Consider the following 17,650-nt stretch of genomic DNA (forward strand, 5'->3'; position numbering starts at 1 on the left):
CTATTCCCCTATTCCCCTCCCCGTCTGTCCCCGATGCCGCAGATAATGATCGGCGATCGCACAGGCAACCATTGCCTCGCCGATCGGCACGGCACGGATGCCGACGCATGGATCGTGGCGGCCCTTGGTCATGATCTCGACGTCCTTGCCGTCCTTATCGATCGACTTTCGCGGGGTCAGGATCGACGAGGTCGGCTTGACGGCGAAACGGGCGACGATTGCCTGGCCGGTCGAGATGCCGCCGAGGATGCCGCCGGCATTGTTGGACAGGAACACCGGCTTGCCGTCATTGCCGATGCGCATCTCGTCGGCATTCTGCTCGCCGGTGATGCGGGCGGCCTCGAAGCCGTTGCCGATCTCGACGCCCTTGACCGCGTTGATCGACATCAGGCCGGAGGCGATGTCCTGGTCGAGCTTGGCATAGATCGGCGCGCCGAGGCCCGGTGGAACGCCGTCGGCGACGATCTCGATCACCGCACCGACCGAGGAGCCCGCCTTGCGGATGCCGTCGAGATACTGCGTGAAGACAGGAACGGAAGCCGGATCGGGGGTGAAGAACGGATTTTCCGCATCGCCGATGAAATTCCAGTTCCAGTTGGCGCGATCGATGGATTTCTCGCCCATCGACACCAGCGCACCGCGCACCACCACGCCGGGCACCACCTTGCGCGCCAAGGCACCGGCCGCCACTCTGGCTGCCGTCTCGCGGGCCGAGGAGCGGCCGCCGCCACGATAATCGCGCACCCCGTATTTGACGTCATAGGTGTAGTCGGCATGGCCGGGCCGGTACTGGCGGGCGATCTCGCCATAATCCTTTGAACGCTGGTCGACATTCTCGATCAGCATCGACACCGGCGTGCCGGTGGTGATCATCGTCTCGCCGTCCTCGTCGAGGATGAAACCTGACAGCACCTTCACTTCATCTGGTTCGCGACGCTGCGTCACGAAACGTGACTGTCCCGGCCGGCGCTTGTCGAGTTCGGCCTGGATCTCGTCGCGCGTAAAGCGGATGCCGGGCGGACAGCCGTCGACCACGCAGCCGAGCGACGGGCCATGGCTTTCGCCCCAGGTGGTGACGCGGAAAAGGTGGCCGAACGTGTTGTGAGACATGAAATACCCTGCCCGGCATCGGAGCCGGCTGAAGATTGCGTTCTATTGGCGTTTTTCACAGGGGTCAAACTGTGATCTGGCGGATTTAGTTTTGACACATTCGGTTGGTTTCTGCTCTGCTCCATCCGCTGTTGAACAGCCCGCCGCCATGCCGGTGCAATGATAAAGAGGAACGATTATGCGTACCCTGATTAGCGCCGTTGCCGCCACGCTGCTGCTTTCCACCGCCGCTTTCGCCGGCCAGACCGAAGGCCTGATCAAGAAGATCGACAAGGACACGGCGACGCTGACGCTGGATGACGGCAAGTCCTACAAGCTGAACGCAGAGACCGATCTCGACGCGCTGAAGCCGGGCATGGACATCGTCATTGCCTACGATGTGACCAATGGCGAAAACGTCATCACCGACATGGAACTGCCGGACAGCTCAGCCAACTAGAGCTTCCAACCTCAATTGAATGCAGCGTTTGCGGTTCAGCTTTCGCCGAGCCGCCTGCGAAATGGCCTAGAGCGTGTCGCGTCTGAACGGATTCAGGCGACCCGCTTTAGGTCTTTGTTTTATGCATGTCGTTCTCCCAAAACCGGGGCCAATTTTGGGCGACATGCATCAAAGCCACTCCAGACTCTTGCCTTCGAGCTTGAGCAGGCGATCCTGCGGTATTTCCAGGTTCGCTGCCTCGTCCTCGGCCAATCCCAGAACGAAACGAAACAAGGTGCGCATGACGCCGCCATGGGTCACGCATATCGTCTGGCGTTCAATCGCGTCGAAGCATGGCCTCACCCGTTCGAGCAGCATCTGATAGCTCTCGGCGCCTTCGCCGGGCGGCTGGAAGTTCCACTTGTCCAGAGCACGCGTCCCGCTTGCTCCGGGATACCGCGTCTCCAGCTCGGGAAAGGTAAATCCCTGCCAATCGCCGAAATTGACCTCGACGAGGCGCGGATCGGTTCGATAGGCATCCGGATCCAGCTTCATCGCGGCGCGAATACGCTGCATCGTTTCGCGCGTCCGTTTCATCGGACTGGCGACGAAGTCGAATTCCCAGGGATCTGGAACCAACGCAGCTAGCCGAAGCCCGTTGCCGGTCGCCTGTTCGCGGCCAAGAGCATTGAGATCGGTGTCAGCCTGCCCCTGAAGCCGCATTTCGGCGTTCCACGCGGTCTGGCCGTGGCGCGCGATATAAACCAGCGGGTACATCAGGTCTTCCGGTGCGGATCGGGACGGACGACGGTTGGGGGGTGCTAGTCCTTGACCGTCGAAATATCAGGCGCGTCGACCGCCTTCATGCCGACGACGTGGTAGCCCGAATCGACGTGGTGCACTTCACCGGTGACGCCGCGCGACAGATCGGACAGGAAATAGACGCCGGAATCGCCGACTTCCTCCTGCGTCACCGTCTGCTTCAGCGGCGAATTGTACTCGTTCCACTTCAGGATGTAGCGGAAATCGCCGATGCCGGAAGCGGCAAGGGTCTTGATCGGGCCGGCCGAAATGGCGTTGACGCGGATCTTCTTGGCGCCGAGATCGACCGCCAGGTAGCGCACGCTGGCCTCGAGCGCCGCCTTGGCGACACCCATGACGTTGTAGTGCGGCATCACCTTTTCGGCGCCGTAGTAGGTCAGCGTCAGCAGTGAGCCGCCATCGGTCATCAGCGCCTCGGCGCGCTTGGCGATGGTGGTGAAGGAATAGACCGAAATGTCCATTGTGCGCAGGAAATTGTCGCGTGACGTCTCGACATAGCGGCCAGTCAGCTCATCCTTGTCGGAGAAGGCAATGGCGTGGACGAGGAAATCAAGCTTGCCCCAATGTCTGGCGACATTGGCGAAAACCTCATCCAGGCTCGCCGGATCGGTGACGTCGCAATGGCCGGCGACAAAGGCGCCCAGTTCCGCCGCCAGCGGCTCGACACGCTTCTTGAACGCCTCGCCCTGATAGGTCAGCGCTATCTCGGCGCCATGATCGACGCAGGCCTTGGCAATGCCATAAGCGATCGACCTATTGTTGGCGACGCCAAGAATGAGGCCGCGCTTGCCGGCCATTAGGCCCTGTCCACCCGCCATGTGAGCGCTCTCCGCAAGATTTCAGCTTTGTGGGTTGCCCTATCGCACAGGCACAGAGCCCCTTCAAGCGCTCAAAACGGACAGTTCAGGGGACAAAAGCCGCCGATCAGCCTTTTTGGCTGCGCAACAGCGCTTCGAGTGCGCTGTCACCGCCTTCCGGCAGCATGATACGCACATGAGCGTAGAGATCGCCGTGACCGCCGGCCTTTTCCGGCAGGCCTCTGCCCTTCAGCCGCAGGACCTTGTCGGAGCTCGACCAGGCCGGAATGTTGACCGCGAGCCTGCCGGTCGGCGTCTCGACAGGCACCTTGGCGCCGAGCACGGCATCCGCCAGTGCCACCGGCAGATCGGCGTGCAGGTCGCGGCCTTCGATGCGGTAGCGTGGATGCCGGCGCAGATGGATCTTGACCAGCGCGTCGCCTGGCTGGCCCGGCCCCTGCTCGCCTTGGCCCTTGAGGCGGATGGTCTGGCCATCCTCGACATAGGCCGGCAGCTTGACCGCCACCTTGCGGCCGTCGGGGAACATCGCCGTCACCTTTTCAGCGGTCGCCGCTTCCTCGATGGTGACGTCGAGCATCACGTTCAGATCGGCAGCGGTCGCCTGCTGGCGGCGATCGCCCATGCCGGGACCGCGCGCGCCAGAAAAAGTGTCGCCAAAAATCTGGCTGAAGATGTCGCTGTTGCCGTCGAACGGATCGCCACCGGGTCGACCGGAGCGGAACTCGAACCGCGAGCCGCCCGGACCTTGCTGCCGGCGAAAGCCGCCAAACGGATCGCCGCCACCGGCAGCGCCCTCAAAGCCCTGGAATCGCGGCTTGCCGTCAGCGTCGATCTCGCCGCGATCGAAAGCGGCGCGATTCTTTTCGTCGCCGACGATCTCGTAGGCCTGGTTGGCCGCGGCGAAACGGTCCTTCGCCTTTGGATCATTCGGATTCTGGTCCGGATGATGCTTTTTGGCGAGTTTCCGGTACGCCGACTTTATGTCTTTGGCCGATGCGTTCCTGGCAACGCCCAGCACCTCATAGGGGTCGCGCATGCTTACTGCCCTGGAGAAGAGTTGAGTCTCTGGTTGCCTCTTATATGCGCTCCCATAGGAAGAAATTCCAGTGCTGGAGCCGCATATCAGACGCGGAAAATCAGAGCGCCTTGAAGTCCTGCATGCGCCAGCCGCCGGCGCTGGCCAGGCACAGTTCGCCTTCGAACATGGCAACGCCGTCAAAGCTTTCGCGCGAGGCCTTGAAGCGGCGGCAGGTCTGGCCGTTGTCCTTCAATTCCGCCAGATCGGTGATGGAACCGCGCGAGCCGGTACCGGCATTGGCCCATGGGACGGCCTGCCCGCCGAGCTGCTCGATGTCGGCCGAGGAGACTGCATTGCCGATCGTCGTCTGGTCGGAGTCGCGATCCAGACTGGCCGGCGCGGCCGAGGCCGATGTGCTGCTGGTCAGAATCGAGCGGTCGACTTCGGCTTTTTCCAGGCTGAAGCCGCCGGCGCCACAAGCGGCAAGCGGCAAGGCGACCGCCACGATCGCGGCTTTCGCGCTGGCCGAAGCGATAACGCTCCATTGCCTGCTGTCAAAAGCTTGCGCGATAAGCGACAATCGGCAGCCTCCCCCTTGCTTCGTTAAGAATCTTGGCTTTGTAAGAATCTTCGTGACAATTTGAGAAAAACTATGAGTGACACTGAGTTAACAAGCGGTGACTTTACCGAGGCTGCCGAGCCGTTTCGCCTGTTTGCCGCATGGCTGGACGACGCCACGAAAAGCGAGCCGAACGACCCCAACGGCGTGGCTCTGGCGACCGTCGATACCGACGGCATGCCGGATGTGCGCATGGTTTTGCTCAAGGGGTTCGATGAAAGCGGGTTTGTCTTCTACACGAATTTCGAGAGCGCCAAGGGCCAGGAGATTCTTGGCAGCATGAAGGCGGCGATGTGTTTCCATTGGAAATCACTGCGCCGCCAGGTACGCATTCGCGGACCGGTGGAGATCGTCAGCGACGCCGAAGCCGACGCCTACTATGCGACACGGCCGCGCGGCAGCCGCATCGGCGCATGGGCCTCGAAACAATCGCGGCCGCTGGAAAGCCGCTTTGCGCTGGAGAAGGCAGTGGCCGAATACACGGCACGCTACCCGATCGGCGAGATCCCGCGGCCAAAGCACTGGTCCGGCTTCCGAATCGTGCCCACGACAATCGAGTTCTGGCACGACAGGCCGTTCCGCCTGCACGACCGGCTCGTCTTCAGCCGCAACGCGAAAGGCGCCTGGGACAAGACGAGGCTTTATCCCTGAAGAAGAGGCTCAGGCCTTCTTTCTCGTCATGAACGCGGTGAGCGCGGCGCGCGCCTCATCGGACTTCAGGCGCTCGCGAAAATGCTCGCTTTCCTCGCCGATGCGGGCGACGAGGTCGTCGCGCGAGCCGCGCATCAGGTCGCGCGCGATCTTCAACGCCTGCGGCGGCTTGGCCGCGATCTGGCCGGCGGCCGCCAGCACCGAGGCCTCCAGTGCTGCTTCCTCGACCACCTCGTAGATCAGGCCGGCGGCCTTCGCCCGTTCAGCCGAAAAGCCCTCGCTGAGGCCGAGCAGCGCGAAAGCGCCTTGCTGGCCCAGTATGCGCGGCGCCAAAAGGCTCGATCCCGCCTCAGGCACCAGGCCAAGGTCGACGAAAGGCGTCCTGAACACGGTGCGTGGCGTGGCGAAGGTCAGGTCGCAATGCAGGTTGAGCGTCGTGCCGATGCCGACCGCGATGCCATCGACGCCGGAGACCATGGGTTTTTCGACCCTGGCCAGCGCCATCAGGAAGTCCCAGACTTCGGTGCCGCCGTCACCGCCGGTGGCGATGACCATGAAGTCGGCAAGGTCGTTGCCTGAGGAGAAGGCGCCGGGCACGCCGAGAAAGACATGGACGCGGATCTCCGGGTCGGCGTCGCCTTCAGCCAGGCTTTTTGACATTTTCGCATACATGGCACGCGTCAGCGCGTTCTTCTTGTCCGGCCGGTTCATGCGGATGATCTGGATGGCGCCCTGGCGCTCGACGAGGATATGGTCTGTCACGGTTCTTTCCTTGTGAACGTCAGGCGGAAATCAGCGTTTTTCCGGCAGCGGCGAGGCTTTCGGCGCCATCGATGACGCGCGCCCGCAAAGCGCTGACCTCGCCGAGCAGGTTTTCGGCGAAGAAGCGGCAAAGGGGAATACGGCCTTGGTCGGCAAGAGCGCCGCGCGCCAGATAGGCGCCGCCGGCGGCAAGCGAGATCAGCCTGAGATAGGGCGTTGCGCCCGCCAGCGCCTCGTCCGCCCGGCCTTCGGCCGCCAGTTTCTGCAGGAAGCGGGTCGCTTCGCTGAGATCGCCAAGTGCCGCGTCGAGAGCGTCGGCGGTGCGGCCGAAACCCTGCAGGTTCGAGGTCCGCACCGCTGCGGTCATATCAGCCAGTTCGGCGATATAACCATGCACATGGTCGCCGCCGCCGAGCGGCAGCTTGCGCATCACCAGATCGATCGCCTGAATGCCGTTGGTGCCCTCGTAGATCGGTGCGATGCGCGCGTCGCGATAAAAGGCGGCCGCTCCCGTCTCCTCGATGAAGCCCATGCCGCCATGAACCTGGAGGCCGAGTGAGGCAACCTCGACGCCGATATCGGTCGAGAACGCCTTTGCCAGCGGCGTCAGCAGATTGGCGCGGTCGCGCCAGTGGGCCGCCTCGTCACCGGCGGAGACACGGGCCATGTCGATGGCGTGGGCACAGGAATAGCTGATGGCGCGCGCGGTTTGGGTCAGCGCCTTCATGGTCAGCAGGTTACGCTGGACATCGGGGTGATGGACGATCGGCGCCATACCCGTGCCAGTGTAGCTCGCTGCCTTGCCCTGCCGGCGTTCATTGGCATAGGCGATCGCCTTCTGCGTTGCGGCTTCCGCGACCGCTACCCCCTGCATGCCGACACAAAGCCGCGCATTGTTCATCATCGTGAACATGCAGGCGAGGCCCTTGTTCTCCTCGCCGATCAGCCAGCCGATAGCACCGGGCTTGGCGCCCTGGAAACCATCGCCATAGATCATGGTGCAGGTCGGCGAGGCGTGGATGCCGAGCTTGTGCTCAAGTCCGGAACAGAAGACATCGTTGCGCGCGCCGAGCGCGCCATCGTCGCCGACCAGGAATTTCGGCACCAGGAACAGCGATATGCCGCGCGTGCCGGCCGGCGCATCCGGCAGCCGCGCCAGCACCAGATGGATGATGTTGTCGGTGAAGTCGTGCTCGCCATAGGTGATGAAGATTTTCTGGCCGAAGATGCGGTAGCTGCCGTCACCCACCGGCTCCGCGCGGGCGCGCAAGGCGGCGAGGTCCGAACCGGCTTGCGGCTCGGTCAGGTTCATCGTGCCCATCCACTCGCCGGAGACGAGCTTTTCGAGATACTTTGCCTTGAGGTCTGTGGAGGCGTGTTTGTCGAGCGCTTCGACAGCGCCCATGGTCAGCGTCGGGCCGATGCCGAAGGCCATGGCCGCGGAGTTCCACATTTCGAGCGCGGCAACGCCAAGCATGGTCGGCAGCGCCTGGCCGCCATATTCCTCAGGCCCGGAGAGAGCGTTCCAGCCGCCATCGATCCAGCGGCGATAGAGTTCCTTCCAGCCGGGTGGTGTGGTGACGGCAGCGTCCTTCAGCACGGCACCTTGCCGATCGCCGATCGTGTAGAGCGGTGCGACCTCTTCAGTGGCGAAGCGGCCGGCCTCGCCAAGAACGGCATCGACCAGGTCATCGCCGAGATCGTCGAACCTGCCGGCATCGAGCGCCGATTTCATGCCGGCGACGTGCTTGAGCGTGAAAGCAATATCCTCGACCGGTGCCCTATACATGCCGCTCACTCCTCCTGATGCATCGGCCCGCCCAACCCTAGAGCCGGCGCCGCTGCAAAACCACCCGCCGTATCAGCGCTCTCCCATCTTCTTTTTACGTAAACGTCAAATTTTGTCACGCGGATTTTGCAATCGCGGCGGCGCGTATTAAGTTCAATCCATGCCGGATCAAGTCGACCGGCGACGGATCAGAACCAGCCAACCGGAACCGCCCATGCTTGCCAGACCCGACGCCTATCGCTGCATCGAATGCGCCCTGCCCTATCGAGCGGAGGGGTTCTGCTACCATGGCGGCAGACTGGACCACGGGGCCGCCTACTGGTCGGATCGCGGCATATTATGCTCGCCGCAATGCTCACTCGCCCACCACCGCAAACGCGCCGCCGAGGGCACGCTGCGGCAAGAGCCGGCTCCGGACCCGTTAGAATTCTAACAGCTGATGCGTCGCCAGCTTTTCTGAAGTCAGCCCCGAAAGTACTTCCTTAACCATAGCCGTTCAGGATTTGTCTTTGATCAACGGGGATTCCCTGTTTTGAAAAGGACGGCGCGTCTCCTTCGCCGCTTGAAGAGTGTCGTGCCGACGCCCTTCAAGCCATTGTTTCCTCCGCATGTCGTTGCCCCAAAACCGCTGCACACTTTTGGGCGACATCCGCTGGCGCTTCTCGCCTTGGCGGCGACGATGGCGCTGTCCACGGCGGCAAAGGCTTCGGATTTTTCCGAACCCTGGAAGAACGCCGACCGCGCTTTGGTGGTCGATGCCTACGAATACAATTCCATCGGTTGGGCCCAACTCGCCACCGACAAGCGGGTCGTCGGCTTCATCAACAAGGCCTCCGACGGCATGCCGCCGCCCTATTTCTGCCTGGGCAACGACATTGAGGTGAAGCTTTGCAAGGCGCTGTGGAAACGCCATGCGGTGACGCGCGAACTGTTCCAGACGCGCCGGGTGGTGGCCAAGGCACTCGGCCTGAAATGGGGCGCCTATCACCTTGCCCGCCCCGGCAATCCGGTCGAGCAGGCCAACAATTTCCTCGATTTCGCCGAGCCCGCACCAGACGATCTCATGGCTCTCGACATTGAGGGCAATGATCCCTCGCAATGGATGTCGCTCGACGATGCCGAGGAGTTCGTGCGCCAGGTGCATCGGCGCATCGGCCGTTTCCCGGTGCTGTACACCAACGGCAAGACCGCCCAGTACATTGCCGACAACAGCTACCGATACCGGCTCCTGTCGCGGCTGCCGCTCTGGTATGCCCGCTACACCAACGACATCGACGTGCATTTTCCGATGGGCAACTGGCAAGGCTACGCACTGTGGCAGTTTTCGGCGCAAGCTAATTGCGGCCGTTTCCGCTGCCCTTACAGGGTTGCCGGCACGCCTAACGACATAGACGTCAATGTCGCGCCGACAGACGCCGCAACGCTGCGCGCGCAATGGCCGTTCGGCGGGCTTATCGACGTGCCGCCGGACTATCTCGCCTCCATACCGCTACCGGTTTCACGCGAGGCCGGCCTCGCCGGCAATGTCACCATCACCTATGCGTCTGTGGCCGCGCCGCCGACTTTCGAGGACATGGTCGCAGCGTTGGGCACACGCTGGTCCCGTTTCCGCGACGGCTTCCGCATGCCGGTCGTGAAGACGGTGCCCCGGAGACCGAGTTTCGGCATTGTACAATATGTCGCCTGGAAGCGGACCGAGCGGCGTTCGCCCGCACAACTCGACGCTGCCTTTGCCGCTGCCGATCCGCTCAGCACCGCTTCCACCGAACTCGATCGCGGCCAGCGGTAAGCCAACGCGGACTTCAGTTTCCCTGTTCGCGCGCCACCGCCTGCCAGCCGATATCGCGGCGGCAGAACCCGTCCGGCCAGTCGATGCGGTCGAGCGCGGCATAGGCTCGTTTCTGCGCCTCGCCGACCGTGGCGCCTGATGCCGTCACGTTGAGGACGCGGCCGCCATTGGCCACCAGTGCGCCGCCATTGATGGCGGTGCCGGCGTGGAAGACCTGGACGCCGTCGCTTGCCGCGTCTTCGACGCCGCGGATGACCGAGCCTTTTTCCGGCGTGCCGGGATAGCCTCTCGCCGCCATCACCACGGTCAATGCCGCCTCGTCGCGCCAGCGCACCGAGGTATGTGCCAGCTGGCCGTCGGTTGCCGCGTTGAGCAGGACCAGCAGATCATCCTTCAGCCGCATCATCAGCACCTGGCATTCCGGATCGCCGAAGCGGGTGTTGTATTCGATCAGCTTCGGCCCCTTGTCGGTGATCATCAGCCCGGCAAACAGCACGCCGGAGAAAGGCGCGCCCAGTTCGGCCATGCCGCGCATGGTCGGCTCGATGATCTCACGCATGGTGCGCTCGACCAGTTCCGGCGTCATCACCGGTGCCGGCGAATAGGCCCCCATGCCGCCAGTGTTCGGACCGGTGTCGCCGTCGCCGACGCGCTTGTGATCCTGCGCGGTGCCGAAGGGCAGTGCGGTGGTACCGTCGCAGAGGCAGAAGAAGCTCGCCTCCTCGCCGGTCATGAATTCCTCGACCACAACTTCCGCGCCGGCGGCGCCGAAGGAACCATCGAAGCAGGCATCGAGTGCTGCCTGTGCTTCACTGAGCGTCATGGCGACGGTGACGCCCTTGCCGGCAGCGAGCCCGTCGGCCTTGATGACGATCGGCGCCCCGGTCTTTTCGACATAGGCCCTGGCCGAGGCCAGGTCACTGAAACGGCCATAGGCGGCGGTCGGGATGTTGTAGCGGGCGCAGAGGTCCTTGGTGAAACCTTTCGAGCCTTCCAGCTGTGCCGCTGCCTTGGAGGGACCGAAGACGCGGATATTTTCGGCGCGCAGATCGTCGGCAATACCGGCGACCAGCGGGCCTTCCGGACCGACCACGACGAGGTCGATTTTTTTCTCCCGGCAGAATGCGGTGACCGCGGCGTGATCGGCGATGTCGAGCTTGACCAGTTCGGCCTCGCCGCCAATGCCCGGATTGCCGGGGGCGGCATAAAGCTTCGTCAGCAGCGGCGACGCGGCGATCTTCCAGGCGAGCGCATGTTCGCGGCCGCCGGAGCCCAGAAGAAGAACGTTCATGGCCACCTCTTGATGCCGAAATTCTGCTCTGGCGGCCATCTGATGGCGTTTTCTGCGCTTCCCGTTCTACTGCGTGCAGTAGAACTGAGCTCACGGACCAAATGTCCGCTCCGCTACGGTTCTCGAAACCACCACCATATGACTCGCCAGAGCGAATTTCGAAACAGTCTCTTGGAGACCCGCTATTGCTCTCCGGGCGACGGGTCAAGGCATCAGGGTGTTTAGATCGCAATTGCGCACGGGAACGTTATCCCCGCCGCCAATTTTCTGGCGATTCGCTAGGCGGAGAAAACCACCGGAAACCAGTCCTCGCGCAATCTCTGCCCCGGCTGCATGCCATGGCCGTGATAGGGCGGCGAGGTATGGCCCGGCCGCTCGACATAGCGCGCATCGTCACCGACCCAGCGCAGCGACAGCGCCCGGCGCCGCGCCGCGGTCATATTGCCACGCGCGCCATGCGCGGTCCTGAAGTCGAACAGGATGGCGTCGCCCGGCTCCATTTCCCATTCGAGCACCTTCATCGAAGGGTCCTTGTCGGGATCGGGCACCGGCAGATAGTCGCCCTCGCCGGCATAGAAATTGCTATCGTCGAGCCAGCGCACCGGCAGGATCATCTTGTCCCATTTGTGCGAGCCGGCGATCAGCCGCAGCGTCGCCTCTTTCACCGGGTCGATGGGTATCCAGAAGCTCACCGTCTGTTGGCCATCGACGAAATAGTAGGGGATGTCCTGATGCCAGGGCGTCGGCTTCTGCGTGCCGGGTTCCTTCACCAGCACATGATCATGGAAGAACTGCGCGGTGCGCGACTGCATCACCGCCGCCGCCAGTTCGGCGGCGGGTGAGTCCCGTACCAGGCTGACGAATTCGGGGATGCGCTCCCAGTTGCAGTAGTCATCGAAGAAACTACCGCGACCGTTGGCTATGTCGGATGCGGTGGCGCTGCGGTTCTGCATGTTGCGTTCGATGCCGGCGGCAATCGTGTCGACCCAGCCCTTGAAGGCGCCGCGAATGCAAACAGCGCCGTCACGCTGATAATCGGCAATCGTGGACGCGCCGATCCTGGTGGCGTCGAGGGTGGCAGTCCGGGAAGCCATGGCGTTCTCCTCTTGGAATAAAGCCACTATCGCAACAGTTAGTCATTCGGTAAAATAATAACTTTCGATCTGACATATAGAGTGCCCCTATGAGTGTGACTCTCACGCAGCTGCGCTATCTGGTTGCCGTGGCGCGTCACGGCAGCGTCACCGGCGCGGCAAAGATGCTGAACGTCTCTCAGCCTTCGATCTCGGTGGCCATTGACGCGGTCGAAAAGAATTTCGGCCAGAAACTGTTCGTCCGCCAGCGGGGAAGCGGCGTGTCGCCGACATCGTTCGGCCGCGCCGTCGTGGCCAAGGCAAGGCAGGTTCTCACCGAAACGGAGGAACTCATCGGCCTGGGTTCAAGCAAATCGGCTGTCAGCGGCGAGTTGGTGCTGGGATGCTTCGAGGATCTGGCGCCTTTCTTCGCGCCGGCTTTGATCCGCGCCTTCTCCGAACGCTATCCGGCCGTCAAGATCGTCGTTCGCGACGAGACGTTCGAGACGCTGGGTCGACGGCTGGGTGACGCGGCCATCGATCTCGGCCTGACCTATGATCTCAGCCTGCCGACGCATTTCGCCCGCATCCTGCTGCGTGAACTTCGCCCGCACGCGCTGTTGCCGGCAGGCCATGCCCTGGCGGATCGCCCGTCGGTCAGCCTTGCCGATCTGGCCGCCTATCCGCTGATCACCACCGACCAGCCGCACAGCTGGCAGCATATGCTCGACCTGTTCCGCAGCCGCGGCCTTTCGCCTGTGGCCGACATGACGACAAGCTCGTTCGAACTGCAACGGAGCATGGTCGCCAACGGCTTCGGCGTTGCGGTCAGCTACACCCGCCCGCATGGCGACCGCAGCTATGACGGGCTGCCGCTCATCTGCAAGCCGCTGTCGGATCCGCTGCCCATGCAGCGGATCCTGCTTACCTATGACACGCATCAGCGTGTGTCGAATGCAGCGCTGGCCTTCGTCGAGGTGGCCAAGGACTGGTTCGCCACCCGCGACATCTTTGCCTCGTGAAAGGCTGACGGGCGCCGCGTCTCCGCTTGCCGCTTGACGGTTTCCGCCGCTGCTGCCACTCCATGGGCATGGAAACCATCCAGTCGAAAGCGGCCCAGGGCCGTGTCGCCGATGCGCCGAACGGCCATTGGGTCTACCGCGTGCTGCCGCGCTCGATATGGCCCTATGCGCAGCTTGCGCGGTGGGACAGGCCGATAGGCTGGCAACTGCTGCTGTGGCCGTGCTGGTGGTCGGCGGCCTTGGCGGCGAGCGCCTATCCGCGTCCGGGCGACCCGCTGCTCTCGCTGCTGCCAGCGCCTTTGTATCTCGTGCTTTTCCTGGTCGGGGCCATCGCCATGCGCGGCGCCGGCTGCACCTACAACGACCTCGTCGACGAGGACATCGACAGCCAGGTGGAGCGCACGCGCTCGCGACCGCTGCCGTCAGGCAAGGCGACGCGCCGGCGGGCATGGCTGTTTCTCGTCCTGCAGGCCCTGGTCGGCCTCGTCGTGCTCATCCAGTTCAACAGCTTTGCCGTCCTGCTCGGCATCTGCTCACTGGCGGTCATAGCCATTTACCCGTTCATGAAGCGGATAACCAACTGGCCCCAACTTGTGCTCGGCCTTGCTTTTTCCTGGGGCGCGCTGATGGGATGGGCGGTCGAGTTCGGCGATCTCGATGGGCCTGCTGTCATGCTCTATATCGGCTCGATCCTGTGGGTGATCGGCTACGACACGATCTACGCGCACCAGGACAAGGAAGATGACGCCATTGTCGGCGTGCGCTCGACGGCACGCCTGTTCGGCGACAACACCAAGGCCTGGCTGGCCGGACTTTATGGCGGCGCGCTGATCTGCTTCGCCATCGCCTTCGCGTCGGCGCAGGCGCCGGTGGTGGCGCTGGCCGGGCTGATCGCCGCCGGCGCCCATATGGCGCGGCAGATCGCCGTGTTGGACATCGACAATCCGGACCAATGCCTGCGCCTGTTCAGGTCGAACAACCAGGTCGGCTGGCTGATCTTCCTCGGCCTGATCGGCGGCGCTGTGTGGGTGGCTCTGAAGCCGCTGGTTTAGCGGCGCTTCTTCCTTCTCCCCTTGTGGGAGAAGGTGGATTGGCGCGCAGCGCCAAGACGGTTGAGGGGTGCGTGACGGAACGCCGGCATTGCCAAGCTGGAACACCCCTCATCCGACCGAGCTTCGCTCGGCCACCTTCTCCCACAGGGGGAGAAGGAAGAACCTTCCTACTCCCGCGAAATAATCTCCTGGCCGTCGACGACCAGCCTGAGGCCGAGGTCGCCGGCCCTGCGGCGGGCGAGGAAACGCGGGCGGCGCGTGTTCGAAATCCGCCCCTTGCGCCGATCCTGCGGCGGCAGCGTCTTGATGGCGGCGCCGAGCGATTCTTCCAGGGTGCGGGCAACGCCGTCCGATTCGATGAGCAGCATCGGCAGGCGGTAAGCGTCGGCCCAGGCGCGCCAGTCGGCTGCGACATCGTCGAGATCGTCGGCCACCAGCAGCGGCACCGACAGCATCGGGTCGTTGTGCAGGAGTTCCAGGGTCACCGTGACATTGCCGTCCGGATCCTCCATGGCGCGGGCGGCAACGCCGCGGAACGCATTGGAAGGCAGAACGATGATCGCGGGCAGGCCGCTCATCTCGAGCAAGCGGCGGATCACGGCGCCGCGCTGGTCGATGGTGAAGGTTACATCGCCGTAGTCGTCGCGAGTCGCGTAGCTCACCACTTGCGGCAGGCGGAATGGGTCGAGACGCATGTTGCGTCCCGCCCAGACTGGCTTCAGTCCGGTGTTCATAGAGTGGCCTTCCTGTCTGTCTCCTGAGAGCCGGTGTCCGGTTCTCTCCGGGCCGGTTTTTCCAGCCTCGTTTGTATGGAGACAGTAGCGCGGGCTCCTTACCGCCCCGCTTAAGAAAGTCGGTTAAATTTTGCTGATCTCAGGGATGGTTATCGGAATCCCACCAGCCACAAGATGTCGAAAGGATCAGATAACCTTACCCGGATTCATGATGCCGGCCGGGTCGAAAGCGGCCTTCACCCTTCGCATCAGATCGATCGCCATCGGCGGCGCGGTGGCGATCAGTTCGTCGCGCTTCAACTGGCCGATGCCATGCTCGGCCGAGATCGAACCGTGCAGGCTGCGCACCACATCGTGCACCGCCTTGTTCATGGGGTGATAGAGAGCGAGGAACGCCTCATCGTCGCCGTCGACGGGCCGCGAAATGTTGTAGTGGAGATTGCCGTCGCCCATATGGCCGAAGCAGACCACGCGCGCGCCGGCGCTCACCGACGCCACCGCGCCGGCGGCTTCTTCGATGAAACGCGGGATCGAGGCAATAGGCACCGAAATGTCGTGCTTGATCGAGGCGCCCTCCGGTTTCTGCGCCTCGGGCAGCAACTCACGGAAATTCCAGAAGGCATCGCCCTGTGCGAGACTCGCGGCAATGACGGCGTCGCCGACGAATTCCTGTTCGAGGCCAGCCGAGAGCACATCCTCGATCAACGCTCTCGAATCCTCCGACGAACGGCCTGATGAAATCTGCATCAGCACGTACCACGGCCAGTCTTCGATCAGCGGCCGCACCACACCCTGGGCATGCGCCAGCGTGAAATCATATGGCCGCCTGCCGATCAGTTCGAAAGCGGTGAGTGCTGCCCCGGCACGGTCCATGGCCAGGCTGAACAGCGAAAGTGCCGCCTCGGGCGACGACAGGCCGACGAAGGCGACTTCGCGCCCCTTCGGCTTCGGGAACAGTTTCAGCACGGCGGCGGTGATGACGCCGAGCGTGCCTTCGGCGCCGACGAACAGGTTTTTCAGATCGTAGCCGGTGTTGTCCTTCTTCAGCTTGCGCAGGTCGTCGAACACCTCGCCGGTCGGCAGCACCACCTCGACACCGAGGCAGAGTTCACGCGCATTGCCATAGGCAAGCACGCCGGTGCCGCCGGCATTGGAGGAAAGATTGCCGCCGATCTGGCAGGAGCCTTGCGCGGCCAGCGACAGCGGGAACAGCCGGTCGGCGGCGTCGGCTGCCTCCTGCAGCGTCTGCAGGATGACGCCGGCCTCGACCGTCACGGTGTTGGACAGGACATCGATTTCGCGGATGCGGTTGAGCCGCGACAGCGACAGGACAATTTCGCGCCCGGACCTGTCCGGCACCTGCGCGCCGACCAGCCCGGTGTTGCCGCTTTGCGGCACGATCGGCGTTCCCGTCTCGGTCGCCAGCCGCATGATCCGGCTGACCTCGTCGACGCTGCCCGGCCGCAGCACCAGCGACGTCGCGCCGTGCCAGAGCCCACGTCGCTCAATGAGGTAGGGCGCGATGTCCTGCTGATCACGCAGCGCATATCTGTCGCCGACGATCGCAGCGAAGCGATCGATGAGGGCGGGATCGAGTGTCTTTGTGATTTCGATCATGGGGGAAACTATGTTGCGGGTTGCGTGATGTCACGAGGGGCGGCTGCACGCGACAGCCGATCGTTGATCGCTTCGCCGAGCCCGTCGCAGGGAATAGGCTCGACGGCGATGGTGCGCGCGCCGCTGCGGTCGAGTGCCTGCATACAGGCGAACAGATTGCTCGCCGCTTCGCGCAGGTCCCCGGTTTCGGACAAATTGAGGAAGGCTTCGGCGCGGCGCCAGCCGTCCGCCCGTTGGCTGCCGAAGCCGAGCAAAGCCTCGCCCTCGCCGACCGTGCCGGCATTGAGCCGCATCGCGGCACCTGGCGCATAATGCGAGGCAAGCATGCCCGGCGCCTCGATACTGGCGGTGCCGCCGCGCAACAGTTCCATGCCGATGGCCGCCTCGATCTCCTCGGCGGCGATGCCGCCGGGCCTCAGCAGCCGCATTCTTTCCCCCTCGGCCTTGAGAATCGTCGATTCCAGCCCGACCGGGGTCGCGCCGCCATCGACCACCAGCTTTATCCGCGCACCGAGATCGGCTGCCACCGCTTGCGCGGTCGTTGCGCTGATCCTGCCGGATGAATTGGCGCTGGGCGCTGCAAGCGGGCGGCCGAGCCTGGCGATCAGATCGCCGCCAAAGCCCCTCGGCATGCGCAAGGCGATTGTATCGAGCCCGGCGGTGACCAACGGATGGATGCCGTTGCCGGGCCGTTGCGGCAGCACCAGCGTCAGCGGACCGGGCCAGAACGCGCGCGCGAGTTTCTTCGACAGCGGATCGAACAGCGCGAGGCGCTCGGCCATCGCCATGTCGGCGACATGGGCGATCAGCGGGTTGAAGCGCGGCCGCCCCTTGGCTTCGAAGATGCGCGCGACGCCGATGCCGTTGGTCGCGTCGCCGGCCAGCCCGTAGACGGTTTCCGTCGGGATGGCGACGACATCGCCCTCCCTGAGCAGCGCCAGCGCCCGCTCCAGCGCCTCGCCCGAGCCAAGTATTTCAGCCACTCTCGTCACCTCCCAGATGCGGGGTGCGTAGTACGATGGCGGCCATCGGGCAAGTCGGCTGTTGGGTAACCGTTTGTTGGCG

The 17,650-nt window shown here is 63.6% G+C and carries 18 protein-coding genes; 6 read left to right on the forward strand and 12 right to left on the reverse strand.

Annotation, left to right across the window (positions count from 1 at the left end):
- Positions 1 to 1,110, reverse strand: coding sequence for a chorismate synthase (gene aroC, locus AC0L2D_RS26640; RefSeq protein WP_013532800.1), 1,110 nt, complete (start codon positions 1,108 to 1,110; stop codon positions 1 to 3).
- A gap of 178 nt (positions 1,111 to 1,288) precedes the next feature.
- On the opposite strand from aroC, the gene AC0L2D_RS26645 reads away from it, so the two are divergent.
- Positions 1,289 to 1,549: a DUF1344 domain-containing protein gene (locus tag AC0L2D_RS26645; protein WP_013532801.1), complete on the forward strand. Its 261-nt coding sequence runs from the start codon at positions 1,289 to 1,291 to the stop codon at positions 1,547 to 1,549.
- Between the two features lie 168 nt (positions 1,550 to 1,717).
- On the opposite strand, the gene AC0L2D_RS26650 is transcribed toward AC0L2D_RS26645, so the two are convergent.
- The 4 genes from AC0L2D_RS26650 to AC0L2D_RS26665 form a co-directional block, all read right to left on the reverse strand.
- A complete protein-coding gene (locus tag AC0L2D_RS26650) occupies positions 1,718 to 2,305 on the reverse strand; it encodes a histidine phosphatase family protein (protein WP_013532802.1) in 588 nt (195 codons plus the stop codon).
- A gap of 44 nt (positions 2,306 to 2,349) precedes the next feature.
- Entirely contained in the window at positions 2,350 to 3,168 is an 819-nt protein-coding gene (fabI, locus tag AC0L2D_RS26655) for an enoyl-ACP reductase FabI (RefSeq protein ID WP_063167666.1), read from the reverse strand.
- Positions 3,169 to 3,274: 106 nt separating this feature from the next.
- Complete coding sequence (locus AC0L2D_RS26660; protein ID WP_473543179.1) at positions 3,275 to 4,204, reverse strand: DnaJ C-terminal domain-containing protein; 930 nt, start codon at positions 4,202 to 4,204, stop codon at positions 3,275 to 3,277.
- Between the two features lie 100 nt (positions 4,205 to 4,304).
- Positions 4,305 to 4,766: an RT0821/Lpp0805 family surface protein gene (locus AC0L2D_RS26665; protein WP_013532805.1), complete on the reverse strand. Its 462-nt coding sequence runs from the start codon at positions 4,764 to 4,766 to the stop codon at positions 4,305 to 4,307.
- 72 nt (positions 4,767 to 4,838) lie between these two features.
- Here AC0L2D_RS26665 and pdxH point away from each other — a divergent pair, with 72 nt between their 5' ends.
- Complete coding sequence (gene pdxH / locus AC0L2D_RS26670) at positions 4,839 to 5,456, forward strand: pyridoxamine 5'-phosphate oxidase (protein ID WP_013532806.1); 618 nt, start codon at positions 4,839 to 4,841, stop codon at positions 5,454 to 5,456.
- A gap of 9 nt (positions 5,457 to 5,465) precedes the next feature.
- Here pdxH and AC0L2D_RS26675 read toward each other — a convergent pair whose 3' ends face one another.
- Together AC0L2D_RS26675 and AC0L2D_RS26680 are read right to left on the reverse strand one after the other, a co-directional pair.
- Positions 5,466 to 6,218, reverse strand: a complete 753-nt coding sequence (locus AC0L2D_RS26675; protein WP_473543181.1) for a crotonase/enoyl-CoA hydratase family protein — start codon at positions 6,216 to 6,218, stop codon at positions 5,466 to 5,468.
- A gap of 19 nt (positions 6,219 to 6,237) precedes the next feature.
- The gene (locus AC0L2D_RS26680; protein ID WP_473543183.1) at positions 6,238 to 8,007 is read right to left on the reverse strand and encodes an acyl-CoA dehydrogenase; all 1,770 of its coding nucleotides are present in this window, start codon (positions 8,005 to 8,007) and stop codon (positions 6,238 to 6,240) included.
- 214 nt (positions 8,008 to 8,221) lie between these two features.
- Here AC0L2D_RS26680 and AC0L2D_RS26685 point away from each other — a divergent pair, with 214 nt between their 5' ends.
- The gene (locus AC0L2D_RS26685; protein WP_473543185.1) at positions 8,222 to 8,440 is read left to right on the forward strand and encodes a hypothetical protein; all 219 of its coding nucleotides are present in this window, start codon (positions 8,222 to 8,224) and stop codon (positions 8,438 to 8,440) included.
- Between the two features lie 246 nt (positions 8,441 to 8,686).
- Positions 8,687 to 9,796, forward strand: coding sequence for a glycoside hydrolase family 25 protein (locus AC0L2D_RS26690; protein ID WP_473543285.1), 1,110 nt, complete (start codon positions 8,687 to 8,689; stop codon positions 9,794 to 9,796).
- Between the two features lie 13 nt (positions 9,797 to 9,809).
- On the opposite strand, the gene purD is transcribed toward AC0L2D_RS26690, so the two are convergent.
- A complete protein-coding gene (gene purD / locus AC0L2D_RS26695; RefSeq protein ID WP_473543187.1) occupies positions 9,810 to 11,087 on the reverse strand; it encodes a phosphoribosylamine--glycine ligase in 1,278 nt (425 codons plus the stop codon).
- Between the two features lie 278 nt (positions 11,088 to 11,365).
- Positions 11,366 to 12,181: a phytanoyl-CoA dioxygenase family protein gene (locus AC0L2D_RS26700; protein ID WP_473543189.1), complete on the reverse strand. Its 816-nt coding sequence runs from the start codon at positions 12,179 to 12,181 to the stop codon at positions 11,366 to 11,368.
- Between the two features lie 89 nt (positions 12,182 to 12,270).
- Between AC0L2D_RS26700 and AC0L2D_RS26705 the strand changes: the two genes are divergently transcribed.
- Positions 12,271 to 13,182: a LysR family transcriptional regulator gene (locus AC0L2D_RS26705; RefSeq protein ID WP_013532815.1), complete on the forward strand. Its 912-nt coding sequence runs from the start codon at positions 12,271 to 12,273 to the stop codon at positions 13,180 to 13,182.
- A gap of 68 nt (positions 13,183 to 13,250) precedes the next feature.
- Positions 13,251 to 14,234 carry a 4-hydroxybenzoate octaprenyltransferase gene (gene ubiA, locus AC0L2D_RS26710; RefSeq protein WP_027164169.1) on the forward strand — a complete coding sequence of 328 codons (984 nt, stop codon included), beginning with the start codon at positions 13,251 to 13,253 and terminating at the stop codon, positions 14,232 to 14,234.
- Between the two features lie 167 nt (positions 14,235 to 14,401).
- On the opposite strand, the gene AC0L2D_RS26715 is transcribed toward ubiA, so the two are convergent.
- The 3 genes from AC0L2D_RS26715 to AC0L2D_RS26725 all read right to left on the reverse strand — a co-directional run bounded on the left by AC0L2D_RS26715 (position 14,402) and on the right by AC0L2D_RS26725 (position 17,568).
- Positions 14,402 to 14,968: a DUF6101 family protein gene (locus tag AC0L2D_RS26715; protein WP_013532817.1), complete on the reverse strand. Its 567-nt coding sequence runs from the start codon at positions 14,966 to 14,968 to the stop codon at positions 14,402 to 14,404.
- A 186-nt stretch (positions 14,969 to 15,154) separates the two neighbouring features.
- Complete coding sequence (locus AC0L2D_RS26720; protein WP_473543192.1) at positions 15,155 to 16,585, reverse strand: FAD-binding oxidoreductase; 1,431 nt, start codon at positions 16,583 to 16,585, stop codon at positions 15,155 to 15,157.
- Between the two features lie 8 nt (positions 16,586 to 16,593).
- A complete protein-coding gene (locus AC0L2D_RS26725; RefSeq protein WP_473543194.1) occupies positions 16,594 to 17,568 on the reverse strand; it encodes an L-threonylcarbamoyladenylate synthase in 975 nt (324 codons plus the stop codon).
- Positions 17,569 to 17,650 lie beyond the last annotated feature (82 nt).

It is taken from the genome of Mesorhizobium sp. WSM4833 (genome assembly GCF_055811095.1).